This window comes from Dietzia sp. 111N12-1 (genome assembly GCF_001658045.1).
Taxonomy (GTDB): domain Bacteria; phylum Actinomycetota; class Actinomycetes; order Mycobacteriales; family Mycobacteriaceae; genus Dietzia; species Dietzia kunjamensis.
In genome coordinates this window covers 24,329-45,446 of sequence record NZ_LSSV01000104.1, presented here as the reverse complement: position 1 = coordinate 45,446, position 21,118 = coordinate 24,329, and the positions used below count along the sequence as shown (strand labels likewise).

The 21,118-nt window shown below is 72.2% G+C and carries 14 protein-coding genes and 1 tRNA gene; 10 read left to right on the top strand and 5 right to left on the bottom strand.

Annotated features, from left to right (window positions below; all coding sequences use genetic code 11):
• Window positions 1–133: 133 nt before the first annotated feature.
• A complete protein-coding gene (locus tag AYO52_RS16965) occupies window positions 134–844 on the bottom strand; it encodes a GntR family transcriptional regulator (protein WP_067720057.1) in 711 nt (236 codons plus the stop codon).
• A 501-nt stretch (window positions 845–1,345) separates the two neighbouring features.
• On the opposite strand from AYO52_RS16965, the gene AYO52_RS16960 reads away from it, so the two are divergent.
• From AYO52_RS16960 to AYO52_RS16940, 6 genes are all read left to right on the top strand, one after another.
• Window positions 1,346–2,146 (top strand): crotonase/enoyl-CoA hydratase family protein, encoded by an 801-nt coding sequence (locus AYO52_RS16960; protein ID WP_067720055.1) that lies wholly within the window; start codon window positions 1,346–1,348, stop codon window positions 2,144–2,146.
• 73 nt (window positions 2,147–2,219) lie between these two features.
• Window positions 2,220–3,659, top strand: a complete 1,440-nt coding sequence (locus AYO52_RS16955; protein ID WP_253702282.1) for a glutamate-cysteine ligase family protein — start codon at window positions 2,220–2,222, stop codon at window positions 3,657–3,659.
• Window positions 3,617–4,102 carry a circularly permuted type 2 ATP-grasp protein gene (locus tag AYO52_RS19070; protein ID WP_253702280.1) on the top strand — a complete coding sequence of 162 codons (486 nt, stop codon included), beginning with the start codon at window positions 3,617–3,619 and terminating at the stop codon, window positions 4,100–4,102. Before AYO52_RS16955 ends, AYO52_RS19070 begins: the two co-directional genes overlap by 43 nt.
• Before the next feature lie 67 nt (window positions 4,103–4,169).
• A complete protein-coding gene (locus AYO52_RS16950) occupies window positions 4,170–6,776 on the top strand; it encodes a carboxylate--amine ligase/circularly permuted type 2 ATP-grasp protein (RefSeq protein WP_082924132.1) in 2,607 nt (868 codons plus the stop codon).
• Complete coding sequence (locus AYO52_RS16945) at window positions 6,769–8,658, top strand: prolyl oligopeptidase family serine peptidase (protein WP_067720053.1); 1,890 nt, start codon at window positions 6,769–6,771, stop codon at window positions 8,656–8,658. The genes AYO52_RS16950 and AYO52_RS16945 overlap by 8 nt, the downstream gene beginning before the upstream one ends.
• Window positions 8,636–9,823 (top strand): M20 family metallopeptidase, encoded by a 1,188-nt coding sequence (locus AYO52_RS16940; RefSeq protein WP_067720051.1) that lies wholly within the window; start codon window positions 8,636–8,638, stop codon window positions 9,821–9,823. Before AYO52_RS16945 ends, AYO52_RS16940 begins: the two co-directional genes overlap by 23 nt.
• Before the next feature lie 168 nt (window positions 9,824–9,991).
• Here the strand turns inward: AYO52_RS16940 and selD are convergent, their stop codons facing one another.
• The gene (gene selD, locus AYO52_RS16935) at window positions 9,992–11,002 is read right to left on the bottom strand and encodes a selenide, water dikinase SelD (protein WP_067720049.1); all 1,011 of its coding nucleotides are present in this window, start codon (window positions 11,000–11,002) and stop codon (window positions 9,992–9,994) included.
• A gap of 71 nt (window positions 11,003–11,073) precedes the next feature.
• Between selD and AYO52_RS16930 the strand changes: the two genes are divergently transcribed.
• The 3 genes from AYO52_RS16930 to selB all read left to right on the top strand — a co-directional run bounded on the left by AYO52_RS16930 (window position 11,074) and on the right by selB (window position 14,314).
• Window positions 11,074–11,169: transfer RNA gene (locus AYO52_RS16930), tRNA-Sec, on the top strand.
• 119 nt (window positions 11,170–11,288) lie between these two features.
• Window positions 11,289–12,551, top strand: coding sequence for an L-seryl-tRNA(Sec) selenium transferase (gene selA, locus AYO52_RS16925; protein WP_067720224.1), 1,263 nt, complete (start codon window positions 11,289–11,291; stop codon window positions 12,549–12,551).
• Complete coding sequence (selB, locus tag AYO52_RS16920; protein ID WP_067720047.1) at window positions 12,551–14,314, top strand: selenocysteine-specific translation elongation factor; 1,764 nt, start codon at window positions 12,551–12,553, stop codon at window positions 14,312–14,314. The genes selA and selB overlap by 1 nt, the downstream gene beginning before the upstream one ends.
• A 71-nt stretch (window positions 14,315–14,385) precedes the next feature.
• On the opposite strand, the gene nrfD is transcribed toward selB, so the two are convergent.
• From nrfD to fdh, 3 genes are read right to left on the bottom strand one after another with little or no spacing between them, the layout of a single operon-like run.
• A complete protein-coding gene (nrfD, locus tag AYO52_RS16915; protein ID WP_082924130.1) occupies window positions 14,386–15,477 on the bottom strand; it encodes an NrfD/PsrC family molybdoenzyme membrane anchor subunit in 1,092 nt (363 codons plus the stop codon).
• Window positions 15,477–16,445 (bottom strand): 4Fe-4S dicluster domain-containing protein, encoded by a 969-nt coding sequence (locus tag AYO52_RS16910; protein WP_067720045.1) that lies wholly within the window; start codon window positions 16,443–16,445, stop codon window positions 15,477–15,479. Before AYO52_RS16910 ends, nrfD begins: the two co-directional genes overlap by 1 nt.
• A gap of 3 nt (window positions 16,446–16,448) precedes the next feature.
• Window positions 16,449–19,703, bottom strand: coding sequence for a formate dehydrogenase (fdh, locus tag AYO52_RS16905; RefSeq protein WP_253695467.1), 3,255 nt, complete (start codon window positions 19,701–19,703; stop codon window positions 16,449–16,451).
• A 178-nt stretch (window positions 19,704–19,881) separates the two neighbouring features.
• On the opposite strand from fdh, the gene AYO52_RS16895 reads away from it, so the two are divergent.
• Window positions 19,882–21,111 (top strand): hypothetical protein, encoded by a 1,230-nt coding sequence (locus tag AYO52_RS16895; RefSeq protein ID WP_067720040.1) that lies wholly within the window; start codon window positions 19,882–19,884, stop codon window positions 21,109–21,111.
• Window positions 21,112–21,118: the final 7 nt, after the last annotated feature.

Sequence of the window (21,118 nt, the reverse complement as noted above, 5' to 3'; positions counted from 1 at the left end):
GATGAACTCGGAATCCCGTGGAGTTCGCACGCGGCCCGACGAACTCCCCCGGACGGTTCGGACGGCCACCTACCGCATCCTGTTCACCGATCTGAGGTGGAGAGTGCGGACGGACCGATCACTGAAGTGGGACTCAGTGCTCGGGGTCGAGTTCCGGTGCGCGCTTGTCGTCCCACACGCCCGCTCGCTCGAGATGGGCGATGAGCAGACTCGCGCCACCGGTGAACTCGGCGTCCACCACTTCGTGGGCCGTCTCGACGTCGCCGTCACGCAGCGCCTCGAGCATGCGGCGGTTGTCCGTCAGTGCGCCCGCACGCCACTCGGGGTCGTCCGCGTACAGCCGGTAGGGCATGTAGCGGGCGGCGTTGGACAGGAACCGGGACAGCTTGTCCGAGCGGGAAGCCCGGTTGAGGCACCGGTGGATCGCGTACTGGGCGTGCACCACGCCGTCGGTGTCATCTGACGCGGATGCCTTCTCGAATTCGTCGATCAGACGACCGTGGAACTCGAGAGTTTCCGCGTCGTAGCGGGTGATGGCCCGGTCGACGATGCGCTTGGAAAGTTCCGCTTGGAGCCAGAAGATGTCCTCGATGTCCTGGCGGCTCATCGGCGAGACCAGGTAGCCGCGCCGCGGCACCAGATCGACGAGGCCCTCGCCGCGCAGGGTGAGTAGTGCCTCCCGGACCGGGGTCACGCTCACCCCGAGTGCGGAGGCGGTCTCGTCGAGCCGGATGAAGGACCCCGGGCGGACATCGCCGCTCATGATCCGAGTCCGCACGTGGTCGGCGACCTCCTCGGAGAGCTGCGGGCGCTGGCCGAGTCGTGTGGGGGCCACGTCCGCCACCTCATTCCACGAGAGAAGGGCACCCACCCGGAGCGCCGAGACCGATGATCTAAATAAAATATATCTGTAGTGGCTCACACTACCTCGCCGGGGGCGGGGCATCCACCCGCCGCCGAGAAGGGTTCACGTGAAACATCTCTCGCTCGCGTTCGTTTCGGTTATGACAACCCTCGACCGGCCCGTCTCCTCGGGGCGCTGCAGCGCGGGTCGGAATCGGCGACAGTTCGGCGGTGGCCCCGCGGCGACCGTCGGCGACCCGCGAGTGGCGCCCCCGACCCGCGACATGGAGCCCGACCGGCGGGGCACGGTGTCCGACCGGCGGGGCGCCTGGACCTGCCCCGCACCGGGACCGGCCGAGGGGAAGGATGCGTTTACGCGCAGCGACGTCGGCCGTGCCACTCGAGCGTGCGATGCGCGGACATCCGCACGAACTTTCCTGCGGAGAGGGCCGAATAGCGCGGAGGGGCTGCGGGGCGGCCACAGCCGGGCGAGACTGGGCCCATGACGTCAACCGAGAACCGTCCCGCCGTCCGTACCGAGCGCCGGGACCACGTCCTACTCGTCACCCTCGACCGCCCGGAGGCCCGCAACGCCGTCAACGGCGAGGTCAGCACGCTGCTGGGCAACGCGCTGCACGAGGCGGACACCGATCCCGAGATCCGGGTCGTGGTGATCACCGGCGCGGGAGAGCGGTCGTTCTGTGCGGGCGCCGACCTCAAGGCCATCTCCCGGGGTGAGGACATCTTCCCGGCCGAGAACCGGCAGTGGGGATTCGCGGGGATGATGCAGCAGTACGTCTCGGTCCCCGTGATCGGCGCGGTCAACGGCACCGCACTGGGTGGGGGCTGCGAGATCGCCCTGGCCTGCGACCTCGTGGTGGCCGCCGACCACGCGGTGTTCGGTCTGCCGGAGGTGCGGCGTGGGCTCATCGCCGCCGCCGGTGGCGCGTTCCGGCTGCCGGCCCAGCTGCCCCACCGGGTGGCCATGGAGATGATGCTCACCGGCGAGCCGATCACCGCCGGGCGGGCGCTCGACCTGCACCTGATCAACCACGTCGTCCCGGCCGACCGGCTGCTCGACACCGCGCTCGAGCTCGCCGGGACCATCGCCGCCAACGCGCCGCTGGCGGTCCAGGGGACCAAGCGGGTCGCGCTCGGGATCACCGACGGCGGGCGTCCGGCGGAGGTCGACCAGTGGAAGGTCAATGACACGGAGATGATCACCGTCATGACCTCCGAGGACGCGGCCGAGGGCCCGAGGGCGTTCGCGGAGAAGCGTGCCCCGGTGTGGAAGGCGCGCTGAACCCGGATCCGATGAGACCCATCCCCCAGCCCGACCGGATGTGAACTCCGCCCCCCGGCCCTACATTTCCGTTATGGAAGCAGTGTTGAGGTCGATGGTCGTCGAAGAGGACCTGCACGTCCTCGACACCGCGAGCAGGGAGTTGACGCCCCGGGCGGCGGAGTTGCTGGCCCTGCGGGGTGGAGGTGGCTCGGGAGAGGAACTGCGCAACTGCGTCATCCGCGCCGCGACCGCCCCTGCCGGGTCCGCGACGGAGCTGCGGTCGGCCCTCCGCGCGGAGCGGGCGGGGCTCAACGGGGCGGGGGCCGAGCTCGGGCTGGCGGTGGTCGCCGCCGGGGCCGTCCCGCTCGTGCCCCCCGGATCCGCCCTCGTCGACGAGACGCCGAGGACTCGTCGACTCCTGGCCGACTACGAGTACCTGGCCCGGGATCAGATCTACTGTGGCGTCCGGATCCGGGTCGAGGCCCATGGCGCAGACGAGGCTGTCGCGGTGTCCTGCCGGATCGCGCCGTACCTGCCGGTGTTCCTCGCGCTCACGGCGAGTTCGCCGTTCCTGAGGGACGGGTCGGACTCCGGCTACGCGAGTTGCCGCTCGGTGGCGGCCTCGCAGTGGCCCACGGCGGCGCCCGTGGCGGGCGTGTGCTCGGCCGCCGAGTACGACGAGCTGGTGGCCGACCTCGTGGCCAGCGGGGTGGTCGTCGATGCGTCGATGGTCGGCTTCGGCGTGCAGCCCGGGGCCGACCGGCGGTCCGTGGAGCTGCAGGTGGGTGACGCCTGTCCCTCCGCCGACGCCACCGTTCTGGCCGCCGCTCTGTTCCGGGCCCTCGTCGAGCGCGAGGCGACCGCCGTCGCCGACGGCGCCGGGTCGGCGGCCCCCGCCGAGACGAGGCTGAGGGCGGCCCTGTGGCGCGCGGCCCGGTCGGGCCTCGAGGGTGATCTCGTGGACCCCGTCACCTTCCGGGCCCGGCCCGCCACCGACGTCGTCTCGGATCTGGTGGAGTCCCTGACCGGCGAGTTGAACCGGTCGGGTGACCTCGACACCGTGCGCACCCTGCTCGACAACGCGCTCTACAACGGCAGCAGTGCGTTCCGGCAGCGCCAGGCCCTCCGCCGGCGGGGGCACCCCCACGACGTGGTCGACCTGCTCGCGGCGGAGACCGCCGGGATCAGCGGTCCCCGGTCGGCGGTCCCCGATGCCCACTCACGACTGTTCGGCGTCTACGAACCGATCGAGGGCCTCGACGCCGACCCGAGCTGGGACGAGGCGGTCGAGGAGGGGGGTGCCCCCCGTGAGGCCTACGCTCCCGTGATGTCGGCCCTGGACCGGGCGGGCACCGTGCGGCTCCGGTCGCGACAGGTGACGGCGGAGAAGGAGGCCTCGGTGGCCGGGGTGACGTTCCGGGTCACCGGACAGGAGCGGCCCCAGGCGTTCCCCATGGACTTCGTACCCCGCATCATCTCGCCCGAAGTGTGGCCGACGACAAGGCCGTCTACGCCTCCGTCCCCGCCATGATCGACTTCTACCTGGGGGAGACCCCGATCCTCGAGCAGGTCCCCACCTACCTGTGTGCCGACCGGACGCAGCGGGACCTCGTGTTGGACCGCCTCGGCGAGCTGGTGGTCAAGCCGATCGACGGGTACGGCGGACTCGGGATCACTATCGGGCCGGAGTGCTCGGAGGCGGAGCTGGCCGCCCGCCGGGAGGACCTGCTCACCCGGCCGGAGGGGTTCATCGCCCAGGAGGTCGTGCCCCTGTCCACGTTGCCGACCTTCGACGGGACCCGGATGCAGCGCCGGCACGTGGACCTCCGCGCGTTCGCCCACGTCCGACGCGAGGGGGGCAGGACCACCGCGCACGCGGTCCCGGCCGGGCTCACCCGGGTCGCGCCGGCGGGATCGATGATCGTCAACTCCTCGCGGGGCGGCGGCGGCAAGGACACGTGGATCATGCGGTGACCCCCGCGCCGGGCGCGGGGAGCTGCTGCGGGTGCGGGTGCGCCCGCGTTCCCTTAGCGTGGGAATGATGACCGACGCACAGCGATGGATCAGAGTCGAAGAGGAACTCCACCTCGTCGACACGAGGATCCGGCGACCGGTTCGGCGGGCAACGGAGGTGCTCGCCGCTCTCGGCGACACCGGGCAACGGGGACAGGAGGGCCACGTCCGGCCGGAGCAACACGGCGCGATCGTGGTCGCGGACGCGGGCGCCCACACCGGGCTCGGCGAGCTCGGGGACGCCCTCCGCCGTAACCGGACCCGCCTGGCGGAGGCCGCCAACGGACTGCGGACCGGGGTGGTCGCGGCAGGGTCGCTGGCCTCGCCCGGAGTGGAGTTCGACCCAGCGCCGCAGGACCCCCACCCCGCGCCGGGCCGCGAGTCGCAGACCCGCGCCTCGGCCGGCTTCCGGGTGGTGGTCGAGACCGCCGACGCCGACGAGGCCCAGTACGCGGCCCGACGGGTCGCCGCCCTCGCGCCGGTGCTGCTGGCACTGTCGGCGAGTTCCCCCTACTGGGCCGACGGCACCGATTCCGGGTACGCCTCCACCCGCTATTTCGAGAGCCAGTGGTCGCCCGCACACCTGCCCGCCTATGCCGCCGACACCGCCGACGAGGCGCTCGCCTGCGAGGACGAGATCGTCGCCACCGGCGTGGTCGCGGGACGGGAGGGGATCGCTGTCGACGTCCGCCCCTCCCGGGACGGGGACGGGATCGAACTCGTGGCCTGCGATTCGTGCAGCACGATCGACACCCTCGTCGTCGTCGCCGCCCTGTTCCGCGCGGCGGTCGACCGCGTCCTGGCCGAACGGGACGCCGCGCAGGGCACCGGATCCGGCAGGTGGGACGGACCCTCCGACGCCGTGCTGGCGGCGGCGTTCTGGCGCGCCGCACGCTCCGGACTCGAGGGGGACCTCGTGGACGTGGCGACCGGGCGCCCCCGCCCCGCCACCGAGGTGCTCACCGGACTGGTCGACGACCACGTCGACCACCTCCGGGCCGGTGGCGAACTCGACCTGGTGCTGAACCTGCTCGACGGAGTCCGCGGTTCTGCGACCTCGGCCACCCGCCAACGCGCGGCGCACCGCCGACGGGGACGCCGCAGCGACGTGATCGCCGTCCTGCTCGCCGAGACCGTCGAGCGGATCCGTCCCCGGGACACCGCCGACGACCGCGGGATGCGACACATGCTCGCCTCCTACTCGCCGCTCGGCGAGGCGGTGACCGAGGAGGTGCACGACGAGGCCATCTCGGAGGACGGCAACCCGCGGCCCGAGTACGTGGACCTGCTCAAGGCCGTGTCCGACATGGGCCCCGAGGTCCTGTGCGAGCGCAAGGAGCAGGTGGACGACACGCTGCGCTCCATGGGCATCACGCTCAAGGTGTACGGCAAGGACGAGCCGCAGGTCTTCCCGCTCGACTCGGTCCCGCGGATCGTCCCGGCCGACCAGTGGGCACGGATCTCCGCGGGCATCGAGCAGCGGGCGCGCGCGATGGAGATGTTCCTGCGCGACATCTACGGGGCGGGCGAGATCAGCCGGGCCGGCGTGGTCCCCGCCGAGGCGCTCCAGCGCGCACCGGGGTTCCGTCCCACCGGACGCGCGGTGCCCGAGGGCGTCCTGCACGCCCCGGTGTGTGGCGTGGACCTGGTCTCCACGGCGCCGGGCGAGTGGATCGTGCTCGAGGACAACCTGCGGATGCCCGGGGGGATGGCGATGGCGGTCGCACTGCGCGACCGGATCGCCGAGGGTTTCCCCGAGTTCGGTGCGCGGTCGGAGGTCCACGACCCCCGCGAGGCGCTGGCGATGCTGACCGACACCCTGCGGGCGGCCGCGCCCGAGGGGGTCGACGATCCCGCCATCGGCGTGGTGGTCGCCGAGGACGAACTCGAGGCGTACGACCTCAAGAGTGTCACGGAGGCGGTCGGTGGCACCCTGGTGACGCCCTCGGACCTGGTGTGCGAGGACTCCGCCCTGTGGCGGGTCGGGAGCGGGGAGCGGCAGAAGATCGACGTGCTCTACGTCCGTATGGACGAGGAGATGCTCCTGTCCTCTACGGGCGCAGATGGCACCGCGCTGCGCAGTGGGCTTCTGAACGCGATGGCGGAGCACGGCGTCGCCGTGGTCAACGCGCCCGGGAACGGGGCCGCCGACGACAAGGCGATCTACGCGATGGTCCCCAAGATCATCGATTTCTACCTGGGCGAGAAGCCCCTCATCGGCCAGGTCGACACGTACCTGTGCGCCGACCCGGACCAGCGTCGACAGGTCCTCGACCGGCTCGGCGAGCTGGTCGTCAAGCCGATCGACGGCTACGGCGGGTCCGACATCACCGTGGGCCCGGAATGCTCGCCCCGGGAGCTCGACGAGCGTCGGGACGAGCTGCGCCGCCACGGGGACCGGTTCGTCGCGCAGGAGGTGCAGTCACTGTCCACCCTGCCGACGTTCGACGGCCGCGAACTGCAGCGACGCCACGTCGACATGCGGGCGTTCGTCATGTTGCGGCACGGTGAGGGGGGAGAGATCGCCGCCACGGCCCCGCCTGTCGCACTGACGCGCGTGGCCCCGGCGGGCACCATGGTCGTCAACGCCTCGAGCGGAGGCGGCGGAAAGGACACCTGGATTCACCGTGCCTGACACCACCGAGGTCGACGTCGAGGTCACCGAGGAGGCCGAGTCCCGCGACGTCGCGGGACCACCCGACGACGCCGCCGGGGGGCCCACCCAGATCCGCCACACCACGTCCCCCAACCTGTCGCCCGACGGGTCGATGTTGGCGTGCGTGGTCACCGAGCGCACCGGCTACCCGCGCGCCGTGCAGCGGCCGCTGGGGCCGGGTGGGCTGGACGGGGCCGGGCCGGAGCGCGACGTCGTGCTGCCCGTCGACGGCCCCGTGCGCCGCGTGGCCTACTCGCCCAACGGCAGGTGGCTCGCCTGCGAGGTCGCCCCGGACGGCGGCGAGCGCGAACGGATCTGGCTGGTCACCACCGACCCCGACGATCACGACGTCTACCCCGTCGACACCGTGGGCGACGCCACCGTCCAGATCGTCGGCTGGGACGGCGACCTGCTCGCGGTGACGGCGTTCGACTCCGAGGGCCTGGCCGAGGGCCGCCTCGTGGACCCCGAGACCGGGGAGCACACCGTCGTCGATCGACGGATGGGCGGTGCACTGGTCCACGCGTGGGACGGAGCCGCGCTGTTCCGGGTGGGTGCCCGCGGTAACCGCGAGTTGCTGCGCATCGTCCCCGACGGCCGGTGGTGGCCACTGCTACCCGTCGACACCGGCTCCACCACGGACGCCGGAGTCATCCTCGACGCGGGGGACGACGACCGTCCCATGCGGATGGTCGTCCGCAGCGACCATTCGGCGGACCGGATGGGCCTGCTCGCGGTCGAGGCGGACGAGAACTCCACCGAGTCCTGGCCGGTGGCGTTCCGCACCGACGCCGATCTCGACCGCGTCGAGGTGAGCCTGGACCGCTCGACCGCGGTGCTGCTGTGGAACGTGCGCGGTGGTCTGTCGGAGATCGAGGTCCTCGACCTACGGCCGGAGCGCCCCCGCGTGATCGTTCGGCCACCGCTGCCCGAGGTCGTGGCGACCTCACCCACGCTCACCGCAGACGGCCGGTTGCTCGCGCTCACCATCGAGAGCCTCGACCAGCCGCCGCGCGTGGTGATGTACGACGTGGACAACCGCAGGTGGACCGGGTGGCCGCCCGAGCAACCCGACCCCGCGCCGACGTTGGTCGAGTTCACCGCCCGTGACGGACTCCAGCTCAGCGGCTGGCTGTACCGTCCCGACATCGCTGACGAACCGGGCCCGACCGTGGTCCACCTCCACGGCGGTCCCGAGGGGCAGTCGCGCCCCGGGTACAACGACATCGCCCGCCGCTACCTCGACATCGGCGTGAACTACTTCCTGCCCAACGTGCGCGGGTCGACCGGCTCGGGTCGTTTCTTCAGTCACGCCGACGACCGCTACGGTCGCTTCTCCGGCATCGACGACGTCGAGGACGCGTTGCTGCACCTGATCGACGAGGGCATCGCCGATCCAGGCCGGGCGGTGGTCTCGGGCCGGTCCTACGGCGGCTACCTGGTCAACGCCACGCTGGTCCGCCACCCCGGCAGGTGGCGAGGCGGAATCGCCGCGTGCGGGATGAGCGACCTGCAGACCTTCTACCGCACCACCGAGCCGTGGATCGCCGCGGCCGCCTACCCCAAGTACGGCAACCCGCTCCAGGAACGTGAGCTACTGCGGGAGGCCTCGCCCCTACGGCGGTACCACCACGTGGACGTCCCGATGCTCTTCGTCCACGGCGCGCACGACACCAATGTGCCGCTCAGCGAGACCGATCAGGCCGTGGAGTTCCTGCGCCGGCGCGGCGTACCGGTGGACGTCCTGCTGTTCGAGGACGAAGGTCATGAATTCGTGAAATTGGCCAACCGGCAGCGTCTCGGCGACCGGGTGGTCCAGTTCTGCCAGGAGGTGTTCGATGTTCGGACGCAAGAAGAATGAGACCCCCGACCCGACCGGGTTCGAGGGCCGGCTCGTCGGGTGGCGGCGGCACATCCACGCCCACCCCGAGCTGTCCTACGAGGAGCGGGAGACGACCGAGTACATCGAGGGCGAGCTCCGATCGATGGGGCTCAAGCCCGAGCGGTTCGAGGTGGGCACCGGGCTGTGGTGCGACGTCGCGGCCGCCGACGGGGCCACGTCGACCGACGTGGTGGCGCTGCGCGCGGACATCGACGCGCTGGCCATGAGCGAGGAGTCCGGCGAGTCCTTCTCCTCCGAGGTCGAGGGCGTCAGCCACTCCTGCGGGCACGACGGCCACACGGCGATGCTGCTGGGCGCCGCCGAGATGCTGGTCGCCGACCCGCCGCCCCGCCCGGTGCGCCTGATTTTCCAGCCGGCCGAGGAGACGATGCCCGGCGGTGCCAAGGACTGCGTCGAGGAGGGCGTGGTCAAGGGCGTCGACCGCATCCTCGCGCTGCACTGCGACCCGCACCGCCCGGTCGGCGAGGTGGGCGTGACCGGCGGGGCCATCACCTCGTCCAACGCCAAGATCGGCATCACCGTCCACTCGGACGGCGGGCACACCGCGCGTCCGCACGAGACCCAGGACACCGTCTTCACCCTCGCCCAGATCGTCACGGGCGTCACGGGCGTGATCGACCGGCGGATCGACCCGCGGTCGGGCACCGTGCTCACGTGGGCCTCGATCAAGGCCGGCGGTTCCGCGCCCAACGTCATCCCCGACTCGGGCGAGATCTGGGGCACGCTGCGCAGTGCGGACCGGGATGTGTGGGCGACCGTCGAGCCGCTGGTCCGCGAGACGGTCGAGCGGATCGGTGCCCTGTACGGGGCGCGCACTGAGGTCGAGTACATCCAGGGTGTGCCGCCCGTGGTGAACGACGACGAGTGCGCCGACCTCGCGGCGAAGGCCGTCGAATCGGTGCTCGGAACCGACGGGGTGGGCACCGCTGACCAGTCCAGCGGCGGCGAGGACTTCGCCTGGTACACCGAGGAGATCCCCGGCGTCTACCTGCGGTTGGGGGTGTGGGACGGCGAGTCCGAGGAGACGGATCTCCACCATCCGGGCTTCGTGCTGGACGAGCGGGCGCTGGCCCACGGTGCCCGCATCTTCGACGCGTTCGCCCGCCTCGACCGCCCCGCCTGAGCTGGCGGGGCGGATCCCGGCCGCGTGCGCTCACCCTCCCGCCCTCGTGCGCTCACCCTCCCGCCCACGTGCGCTCACCCTCCCGCCGAGCAGAGGATTTCGCCGGTATCGCCCGAGAGCGGGTGTGCGAAACCCTCTGCTCGGCGAGGTGCGGGGAAACCGGCCCCGTCAGCGCACGGTGATCGCCGCGTCTCCGGCGGGGACGAGTTCGCCGATCACGGTGCCCCCCGGGATCTCCCCGGCCACGAGCAGCCCGCCGGAAGTCTGGGCGTCGGCGAGCAGGAGCAGCTCGTCCTCGTCCACGTCGGCCGCGAGGTGCGGACGTACCCAGTCGAGGTTGCGGCGCGTCCCGCCGCTGACGTAGCCGTCGGCGAGCGCCTGACGGGCGCCCTCGAGGTAGGGCACCGCGGCGGGGTCGATCACGGCCGAGACGCCGCTGGCCCGGGCCATCTTGTACAGGTGGCCGAGCAGGCCGAACCCGGTGACGTCCGTGGCGCACTCGACCCCGGCGGCCAGGGCGTCGCGGGAGGCGACGTCGTTGAGGGTGGTCATCGTCTCGATCGCCTCGCGGCTCACCTCCCCGGTGTTCTTGTGCCGACAGTTGAGCATCCCGATCCCCAGCGGCTTGGTGAGCGACAGCGGCACCCCGGCCCGGCCCGCGTCGTTGCGCAGCAGCCGGTCCGGGTCCGCCAGCCCGGTGACGGCCATGCCGTACTTGGGCTCGGGGTCGTCCACGCTGTGCCCGCCGGCCACGTGACAGCCGGCGGCGCCGGCCACCTCCTGGGCACCGCGGAGCACCTGTCCGGCCATCTCGTACGGCAGGACGTCCATCGGCCAGCACAGCAGGTTGATCGCCATGATCGGCGTCCCGCCCATCGCGTAGACGTCGGACAGCGCGTTGGCCGCGGCGATGCGCCCCCAGTCGTACGGGTCGTCGACGACGGGGGTGAAGAAGTCGGCGGTGCTGATGACGGCCCGGCCACCGGTGATCCGCACCGCCGCCGCGTCGTCGCCGTCGTCGAGGCCCACGATGAGCTCCGCGGCCGGCTCCCGGACCGGGGCCCCGATGAGGTCCGCCACGACGTTCTCCAGAGCACCGGGCGGGATTTTGCAGGCACACCCGCCCCCGTGCGCGTACGAGGTGAGTCGGGCGGCGGGCGAAATGGGTTCGGTGGCCATGGTCCGACCCTAACGAGGCGGCGCCGATCGGTGGGCGCGGCCGGGGAACACCGCCTAGTCTCGTGGGGTAGGGAGGCGTCCGGGCACCTGGTGGTCCCCGCGGTCTTCAAAACCGACGTGGCCGAGTATCTCGGTCAGGCGGGTTCGATTCCCGTCCGCCTCCGCCACAACCTCACCGTCACCGGCACCGATCGGAAAAGGGGAACGGACGATCACCGAGCAGCCGCACGAGGGGTCGGGGCCGTCGTCGCCCGAACCGCGTCGCCTCATCCCGTCCACCGACGTTCTGCTCCGCGATCCCCGGCTCACCGAGGCGGTCGACGGGCTGGGCCGCGAGCTGGTCAAGGGCGAGATCCGCGTCGCCCAGGACCGCGCCCGGGCCGGAGCAGTCCCGCCCGCCGAGATCGTCGACGCGGTGCTCGCCGCGCTGCCCGGCGCGCCCGTGACGCTGACGCCCGTTCTCAACGCCAGTGGCGTCCTGCTGCACACCAACCTCGGTCGGGCGCCGCTGTCGGACGCCGCCGTGCGCGCGCTCGCCGAGGCCGCGGGCACCAATGACGTGGAATTGGACCTGGTGACGGGCCGCCGGGGCAGGCGGGGCCGCGGCGCGCTGGACGCACTGCGGGCCGCCGTGCCCACGGCGGGCGACGTCCACGTGGTGAACAACGGCGCGGCCGCCCTGGCCCTCGCGGCGACCGCGCTGGGCGGGCCGGGACGGACGATCGTCATCGCGCGCGGTGAGATGGTGGAGATCGGCGACGGGTTCCGCCTGCCGGAGCTGCTGGAATCCACGGGGACCCGGTTGCGGGAGGTCGGCACCACCAATCGGGTCAACGCCGAGGACTACTCCCGCGCGATCGACGACACCACGGCCTTCGTCCTCAAGGTCCACCCCTCCAACTTCGTGGTGAGCGGCTTCACCTCGTCCGTCCCGCCCGCCGAACTGCGGGATCTCGGGGTGCCGCTGGTGGTGGACATCGGCTCGGGGCTGCTCGCGCCCCACCCCACGCTGCCGGACGAGCCGGACATGACCACGACGCTGGCGGCGGGCGCCGACCTCGTGACGTCCAGCGGCGACAAGCTCCTCGGTGGCCCGCAGGCCGGGATCATGGCCGGCGACGCCGCGCTCGTGCAGCGCCTGCGCCGCCATCCGCTCGCCCGCGCGTTGCGCGTCGACAAGCTCACGCTGGCGGCCCTCGAGGCGACGCTGCGCGGCCCGCGCCCGCCCGTCGTCGCCGGTCTCGAGGCCGACCCCGCCGAACTGCGGGCGCGGGCCGAGCGGATCGCCGCACGACTGCGCGCGGCGGGGCTTGATGCGGAGGCCGTCCGGTCCGTCGCCGCCGTCGGCGGTGGGGGCGCGCCCGGTGTCGACCTCCCGAGCGCCGCGGTGTCCCTGCCGGAGCGCTGTGCCGAGACATTGCGCGCTGGACGCCCCGCCGTCCTGGGGCGCGTGACCGACGGCCGGTGCCTGCTGGATCTGCGTGCAGTGCCGCCGGGGGACGACGACGAGCTGGCGCGGCTCGTGCTCCGGGCGGAGGCGCCCGCCTGATGTTCGTCGTCGCCACCGCCGGCCACGTCGATCACGGGAAGTCGACGCTCGTCCGCGCGCTCACCGGTGAGGAGCCCGACCGGTGGGACGAGGAACGCCGCCGCGGCCTGACCATCGGTCTGGGGTACGCCTCGACCACCCTCGACGACGGCCGCACGGTCGCGTTCGTCGACGTGCCCGGCCACCGGCGGTTCGTCCCCACCATGCTGGCCGGGGTCGGGCCGGTGCCCGCGGTGATGTTCGTCGTGGCCGCCGACGACGGGTGGATGCCCCAGTCCGCCGAACACCTCGACGCGCTCACCGCGCTGCGCGTCGAGCACGGCGTCCTCGTCATCACGCGCAGTGACCTGTTGGACCCGGACCTCGCGCTGGCCGAGGCCCGCGACGCGATGGCCGGGACACCCCTGGCGGACATACCGGCGGTGTGCGTCTCGGCCGTCACCGGCGCCGGGATGGACGCGCTGCGAGGGGAGCTCGCCCGGCTGGGCACGCTGCTGCCGGAGGCCGATAGCGACGCCGACGTGCGGCTGTGGGTGGACCGGTCGTTCACCATCGGCGGCGCCGGCACCGTCGTCACCGGCACGCTTCCCGCGGGCACCATACGGGCGGGGGACACGCTGGAGCTGGGCCCGGGCGGTCCCCAGGTCACCGTTCGCGGTCTGCAGTCGCTCGGGCAGCGGCGCGACGAGGTGGCGGCGGTGTCGCGGGTCGCCGTGAATCTGCGCGGCGTCGCCGCGGACGATATACCGCGGGGCAGCACCCTGGTCACCCCGCGGCGGTGGCGCCCGGTCGAGACCCTCGACGTGCGCGTCGACGGGCGGATGGACGCGCTGCCGGAGTCGGTGATGGTGCACATCGGATCCGCCGCGACAGCCGCCCACGTGCGGCCCCTCGACGAGGGGCATGCCCGCCTGACGCTCGCGGACCCGCTGCCGTTTCGGGTGGGCGACCGGCTCATCCTGCGCGAACCGGGAGCCGACCGCATCCCGGCGGGCGCCGTCGTGCTGGATCCCGCCCCGCCGGCGCTGCGTCGCCGCGGTGCGGCCCGCCACCGCGCCGAGGAGTTGGCGGCGACACCGGAGCGCCCCGACCTGCCCTCGGAGCTGCGTCGGCGCGGCGTGGCCCACGTCGATGACCTGCGCGCATGGGGGATCGCCATCCCGGTCCGCGACCAGTCCCACCGCGGGTGGCTGATCGACCCCGGGCGCGTCGCCGTCCTCGCCGAGACCCTCGTCGAGGCCGTGCGCGAGCACGACCGCGCCGATCCGCTCGATCCGGGCCTGCCCACCGAGGCCGCCCGCCGCGCGCTCGGGCTGCCCGACGCATCACTGCTCATGGCCGTCCTCGATCACCCGGCCGCGGCCTCGCTGCGGGTGGAGGGGGGCCGGGTGGTCGCCGGGGACGGGCCGGGCCTGCCCCCGGCGGTCCGCGCGGCAGCGGACACCCTGGCCGAGCGGTTCCGGGTCGGGCCGTTCGACGCCCCGACAGCCGGGGAGTTGGCCGGGCTGGGCCTCGGACCGCGTGAGCTCGCCGCCTGCGAACGGGCCGGGCTCCTCACCGGCGTCGGACCCGGGGTGTGGCTGGGTCCGGGCGTGATCGGGGAGGCGGTACGGCGGCTCCGTGAACTACCGCAGCCGTTCACCCCGAGCGGCGCGCGCACCCACCTCGACACCTCGAGGCGTGTGGTGATGCCGCTGCTCGAGGTGCTCGCCGAACGCGGGCTCACCCGCCGCGAGGGCGACGACGGCCACGCCATTGTCTGACCCGACCTGTCGGTTGCCGCGCCGGGCCGCCCCGGACCCCGCCGGCCGGACGAGCCCGCGGGTAGGTCCGGTTACCGCTCGCCCGCGTAGGCCTCCCCGCCACCGCGGGCGTCACGCCGCTCGCGCTGGGGGATGACCACGTACTTCGGGTCCTTCGTCGACGCCATCCCGGCGTGGAACACCGCCCACCGGGTGCACGCCGACCCCGCCGCCAGCGCGAGGCCGGCGACCGCGGACAGCGCCCGGTTGCGTCGCCCGAGCACGGCGCCCACCGCGCCGGCGGTGGTGAGGATCTGGGCGGCGCGGTGGTACGCCCCGGCCCGGCCCTCGTGGAGCGGTTCGGCGGTGATGCCCATCGACTGCTGCATGATCCGGTCGGCGGCGAGCTCGAGCGTCGCGCCGCCCACGGCCAGCCGTCGGGCGGGGCCCGTCTCGTGGAGCGGGTTGAGCATCAGGCCCACCCCGCCGGACGCGGCCGCGGCGCTGCCGACGAAGACGAACGGCAGCTCCCGGCGGGCGGCGCTCCAGCTGGGGGCGGCGGTGTCGGTGAGCAGTACCGCCGTGTACGAGGCGACCGCCGGCGCCACGAGGGCGGCGACGATCCCGGCCGGTCGCGAGGCGCGGGTGATGAGGTCGGTGGGCAGGCGACGCGCGAGGCGGGTGGGCAGCAGCGGCACGATCTCCTGCCCCAGGGCCAGCCCCACGAACGGGCCGTACGCCGACAGGAGCCAGGTGCCCACGCTCATCGGGGAGGTCAGCTTGAACACTCGCAGCATGTGGTGGAACCGCTCCGGGCGTCCCAGGTCGCGGACCAGGTAGTAGAGGCTTCCGGTGATCCCGCCGAGCGCGACGATCCGCGCCGAGCGCCGCTGGCTCGGCAGGCCAGCCAGATCCGCACCCGCGGCGAGAAGGGACGAGCCACCGGCCAACCCGCCGAGGAAGAGGTAGGCCGCGATGTCGTACTCCCACGGCGGGGCCTTGACGATCGGTTTGCCGTAGTAGGAGCGGAATTCCGCGGGGGGCACCACGAGTTGCTCGCGGCCCCCCTTGCCCTTTCGGCGGGTCCGCGTTTTCTGCCCCGGCCCCGGGGTGATGCCCGCCTTGTCGTCGTAGGCCCGGTTGTGGTCGGCTCGGTTGTGGTCGGCCCCGTCGCCGTTGCCCATCAGGACCCGCCCCCCGCGGCGAAGGCGGCCACCGCGCCGCCGAGCAGCGTCACCGCGGCCAGGGCGGCCTGCCGCCACATCGTCCCCACGAAGCGGGTCGTCACCACGGGGTCCGGCGGCAGCCCGTACACCTCCGGGTCGTCCAAGAGCAGGAAGAACGCGCCCGTGCCGCCGACGCCGTTGTTCGAGTCGTGCCCGTAGAGCTGGGCGTTCGGCTCGCCCGCCTCGACCAGCTGGTCCAGGCGCCCGGCCGCGCGCTCGCGAAGCTCGTCGAGGTCACCGAACTGGATCGAATCCGTGGGGCACGCCTTGGCGCAGGCGGGGGTCTGGCCCTCAGTCAGTCGGTCGTAGCAGAGCGTGCACTTCTGGGCGATGCCCACGGCGGGGTCGCCCGCGGGGCCCGAGCGGCGCTCGATCACGCCGTACGGGCACGCGCTCACGCAGTACCCGCAGCCGTTGCAGATGTCGCTCTGCACCACGACGGTGCCGAACTCGGTGTGCATGAGCGCCCCCGTCGGGCAGACGTCCACGCAGGCGGCGTGCGTGCAGTGCTTGCACACGTCCGACTCCATGAGCCATCGGAAGTCGGTGGACTCCCCGGCGTCGGGGGAGTCGCCCGGCAGGGTCGACGCCGGTATCCCGAGGTCGACGGGCGCGGGCGCCGCGGGGGCCGGCGCGGCGTGCGCACCGGACCGGGCCGGCACCTCCTGCTCGATGAACGCGACGTGCCGCCACGTCGACGCGCCCAGCGCCTGGGTGTTGTCGTAGGACATGCCGGTGAGCTCGAGGCCGTCGGAGGGGATGAGGTTCCACTCCTTGCACGCCACCTCGCAGGCCTTGCAGCCGATGCACACGCTGGTGTCGGTGAAGAAGCCCTTGCGCGGCGGCGGGTCGGCGTAGCCGTTGTCCTCGGCGGGGTCGATGTCCCCGAAGAAGGACCGCCCGAGATCGGACAGGAAGGCGGACATGATTCAGCTCTCCGTTCCCGGTTCGGTGATGACTCCCGCGCGCCGGCGGTAGCCCTCGACGAACTCCAGCAGCGCCGGTCCACGCGGCCGTCGTCCCGCGACGATGTCACAGCTCGTGGCCTTGGTCGCGGGAATGGACACGTTGGGATCGAGGGACTGGGCGAGCAGGTCGTTCGCCGGGTCGCCGATGCTCACGCCGTTGCCGCCCCAGTGATAGGGCAGCCCGATCTGGTGCAGGGTGCGACCGTCGATGAGCAGCGGCGTCATCCGCCTGGTCACGAGGACCCGCGCCTCGATCGCGGAGCGGGAGGTGACGATCGTCGCCCAGCCCCCGTTGACCAGGCCCCGCTCCCGCGCCAGCTCGGGGCTGATCTCGCAGAAGAACTCCGGCTGCAGTTCCGACAGGTAGGGCAACGTCCGACTCATCGCGCCCGCCGTGTGGTGCTCGGTCAGGCGGTAGGTGGTGAACACGAACGGGAACACCTCGCTGCCCGGCTCCCCGTGGCCCGGCTGGGTCTCGTTGTACCGGCCGGGGCGTATCGCGCGGGCGGGATTGGCGTCGTGCCCCGGGTAGATCGGGTTCGCCACGGGTGACTCGGGCGGCTCGTAGTGCGCGGGCAGCGGACCATCGGCCAGACCGCGCGGCGCATAGAGCCACCCGCGGCCGTCGTCCTGCATGATGAACGGCTGCGCCCCACCGATGGCGTCCTGCGCCACCGCGCCCTCGGGCGGGGTGTAATCGGGCGCCTTGTCGGCCTCGAAGTCCGGCACGTCCTCGCCCACCCACCGGCCCGCGCCGTCGGCGGCGTCGGGATCCCAGCTGATGAGTGCCTTGCGTTCGCTCCACGGCCGGCCCTCGGGGTCGGCGGAGGCACGGTTGTAGAGGATGCGACGGTTCGCCGGCCACGCCCAGCCCCACTCCGGGGCCACCGGTCCCTGCTCGTGGCGGGACTTGCGCCGCGCGGCCTGGTTGACGCCGTCGGTGTAGACGCCGCAGTAGATCCAACACCCGCACGAGGTCGAGCCGTCCGGCTTGAGCTGGGTGAACGTCGACAGGGGTTCGCCGTCCTCGCCGCGGCCGTTGATCTCGGCCAGCACAGCCTCGGCGTCGGGTTCGTCGTCCGAGCCCGGCTCCATCGGGTAATCCCAGGTCAGGTCCAGCAGCGGCCGGTCTCGGGGGTCGGTGGAGTCGGCCAGCTTCTCCCGCAGGCGACGCCCGAGGTGGTAGTAGAACCACAGTTCGCTGCGTGCGTCCCCCGGTGGCTCGACGGCCTGGTGGCGCCACTGCAGCAACCGCTGGGTGTTGGTGAAGGTGCCCTTCTTCTCGACATGGTTGGCGGCCGGGAAGAAGAAGACCTCGGTGCCGATGTCCTCCGGGCGCATCTCGCCGGTCTCGATCTCCGGGCCCCTGCGCCAGAAGTCGGCGCTCTCGATCATCACGAGGTCGCGGACGACCAGCCAGTCGAGGTTGGCCAGCCCGGCGCGCTGCATCCGCCCGTTGGCGGTGCCCACGGCGGGGTTCTCGCCGACGAGGAAGTACCCGCCGCCGCCTTCGTTGATCTGCCGCTGCACCGTGACGGTCGAGTCGTGCTTGCCCGTGAGCTTGGGCAGGTAGTCGTAGGCGAAGTCGTTGTCCGCGGTGGCGGCGTCGCCCCACCAGGCCTTGAGCAGGCTGACGGTATACGAGCGCATGTGGCCCCAGAATCCCTGCGCCACGTCGTCGGTGCCGATGTAACTGTCGAGGTCCGGCTGCTCGCCGGCGTTCGGCGTGGGTAGGTACCCGGGCATGAGGTCGTACAGCGTCGGGATGTCGGTGGAGCCCTGGATGCTGGCGTGGCCGCGCAGCGCCATGATTCCGCCACCGGGGCGCCCGATGTTGCCGAGCAACAGCTGGAGGATCGCGGCCGTGCGAATGTACTGCACTCCCACGGTGTGCTGGGTCCAGCCGACGGCGTAACAGAACGCGGTGGTGCGTTCCCGTCCCGAGTTCTCGGTCAGCGCGCGGGCGACACGGAGGAAGTCGTCGGCAGCGACGCCGCAGGTCCGCTCGACCATTTCCGGCGTGTAGCGACTGAAGTGCCGTTTGAGGATCTGGAAGACGCAGTGCGGGTGCTGCAGGGTCTCGTCGCGCAGGGGGTCCTCGGTCGTGTCCGACGCGCGGGCGCCGGCGGCGCCGGGGGTCTCGGAGGCCTCGTCCTCGGCATCGTCGTCGTCGCGGCCCTCGTCGGGCATGTCGTTCTGGGCACCCGCGTACTGCCAGGACTCCAGGTCGTAGGTCCGGTCATCGGCGTCGAAGCCGGAGAACAGGCCCGCGAGGTCCTCGGTGTCCTCGAAGTCCTCGCCGATGATCGTCGACGCGTTGGTGTAGGCCAGCACGTACTCCGAGAACCAGGCGTCGTTGGTGAGGACGTGGTTGATCAGCCCGCCGAGGAACGCGATATCCGACCCCGCACGGATGGGTACGTGCTGGTCAGCGAGCGCACTGGTGCGCGTGAACCGGGGGTCGACGTGGATGATCGTGGCGCCACGGCGCTTGGCCTCCATGACCCACTGGAACCCCACCGGGTGCGCCTCGGCCATGTTGGAACCCTGGATGACGATGCAGTCGGCGTTCGCGAGGTCCTGCTGGTAGTTCGTGGCACCACCACGCCCGAATGAGGTTCCCAGACCGGGAACGGTGGAGGAGTGTCAAATGCGCGCCTGGTTCTCCACCTCGATGGCGCCGAGCGCCGTGTAGAGCTTCTTCATGAGGTAGTTTTCCTCGTTGTCCAGCGTCGCCCCGCCCAGGCTCGCGAGACCCCGGGTGCGCCGGACGGTGTCACCGTTCGAGTCCGTCTCCTCCCAGAACTCCTTTCGCGACTCCAGCACGCGGTCGGCGACCATCTCCAGGGCCGTGTCGAGGTCGAGTTCCTCCCACTCCGTCGCGTACGGCTTGCGGTGGAGCACCGTGGTGATGCGGTCCGGGTTGGTGACGAGCTGCTTGCTCGCCGAACCCTTGGGGCACAGGCGGCCGCGGGAGATGGGGCTGTCGCCGTCACCCTCGATCTGGGTGACCTTGCCACCGGAGACGTAGACGTCCTGGGCGCACCCGACCGCACAGAACGGGCAGACACTCTTGACCACCTTGTCGGCGGTGGCGGTGCGGGGGGTGATCTCGAGGGAACGCCGGGAGCGGGTCGCGGAGCCGCGACCGAGCAGATCCTCACCGGTGAACTGCCGCCAGACGGGCCAGTTCAGCGGTGAACCGCGTCGGCCCAGTTCCGGCCGCGACGCGCGCGGCCGGCCGGGGTCGGGCTGGTGTTCCGACCTCGCCTGTTCCGACATCGTCACCTCCCGTTCTCCTGTCCGCACCACGTGGGTTCCGTCCCATGTAACGCCAGCACAATGCCCTTCGCAACCGATTTGGCGAATCCTCTCCCGGGTCCATGATGGTGGGGTGGACGAGCAGACGTGGAACGAGGACGAGGTGTGGGCGACCGTCGGTCTCATGGCCGATCCGGGCGTGCCCCGGAGGGTCGCGGTGGCGATCGCGGACGATCTCGCGGACGACCTGTCCAGCGAACTCGGGGGTCGGTGGCGGGTGGAGGTCGACCAGGAGACCCTCCCGCTCGGACCGGACGGCGAGATCCGGCTCACCGAGCACGCCCCCCGGCTGCTGCAGGAACACGACTGGGACTTCGTGCTCTATCTGACGGACCTCGCCACCCGTTCCGACGGGGACCCGCTGCTCTACGACGTGAGCGGTTCGACCACCGCGGCACTGGTGTGTATCCCGGTTTTCGGCGTCGTCAGAGTGCGTTCGAAGGTACGCAAGCTCGCCCTCAAGCTGGTGCGCGCGGGCACCCACCAGAGTGGGCTGGGCGCACCCGCGACGGACGACCTGCCCCCCGAGCGCTGCCGAGGCTTCCTCAACAAGGCCCGGTTGCTGACGGGGATGGTGCGCAACAACCGGCCCACCCGGATGATGACGGCGCTGACCGGTGTCGTGGCCGCCGGGGCGGGCACGGGCGCCTTCGGCATCTTCTACGGGAGTATCGCCTCGCTGGCGGTGGCGCTGCATCCGCTCCGGCTGCTACTGATCAGCGTGATGGGCGTGCTCACCCTGGTGGTGTGGCTCATCCTCCGCAACGGCCTGTGGACCCGCCCGGATGACGGGCTCACGGCGAGCAGCCGGCGGATGGACAACGCGGCCACGGTCCTGACGGTCGGTACCGGCGTCGGCATCATGTACCTCGGCCTGCTGGCCGCCATGTTCGTGCTGGCGATCGCCGTGATGGACGCCGGATACCTCGAGACGCAGCTCGAGCGGCCCGTCTCAGTCTGGGACTACGTCCACCTGGCCTGGCTGTCCAGTTGTCTGGGCGCCTTCGCCGGGGCGCTCGGGTCGAACTTCGACGACGAGGACGCCGTCCGCGAAGCCACCTACAGCCTGCGTTGGCACGAACGCCGCAAGATGTTCGACAGCTACCAGAGCGGCGACGGCGACAGCGAGGAGCAGGAGGAGCAGGAGCGGATCGAGCGCGAACACGGCGAGGACGAGGACGAGGACGAGGGCGACGAGGGCGACGACAACGACGACGACGACGGCAGCGAGAGCGGGAACGGGAGTAAGAGCTCCCGCGACGGGGGGCCGCGCGAGGTGGAGGACGACCGGCCGAGGGGGTAGACAAGGG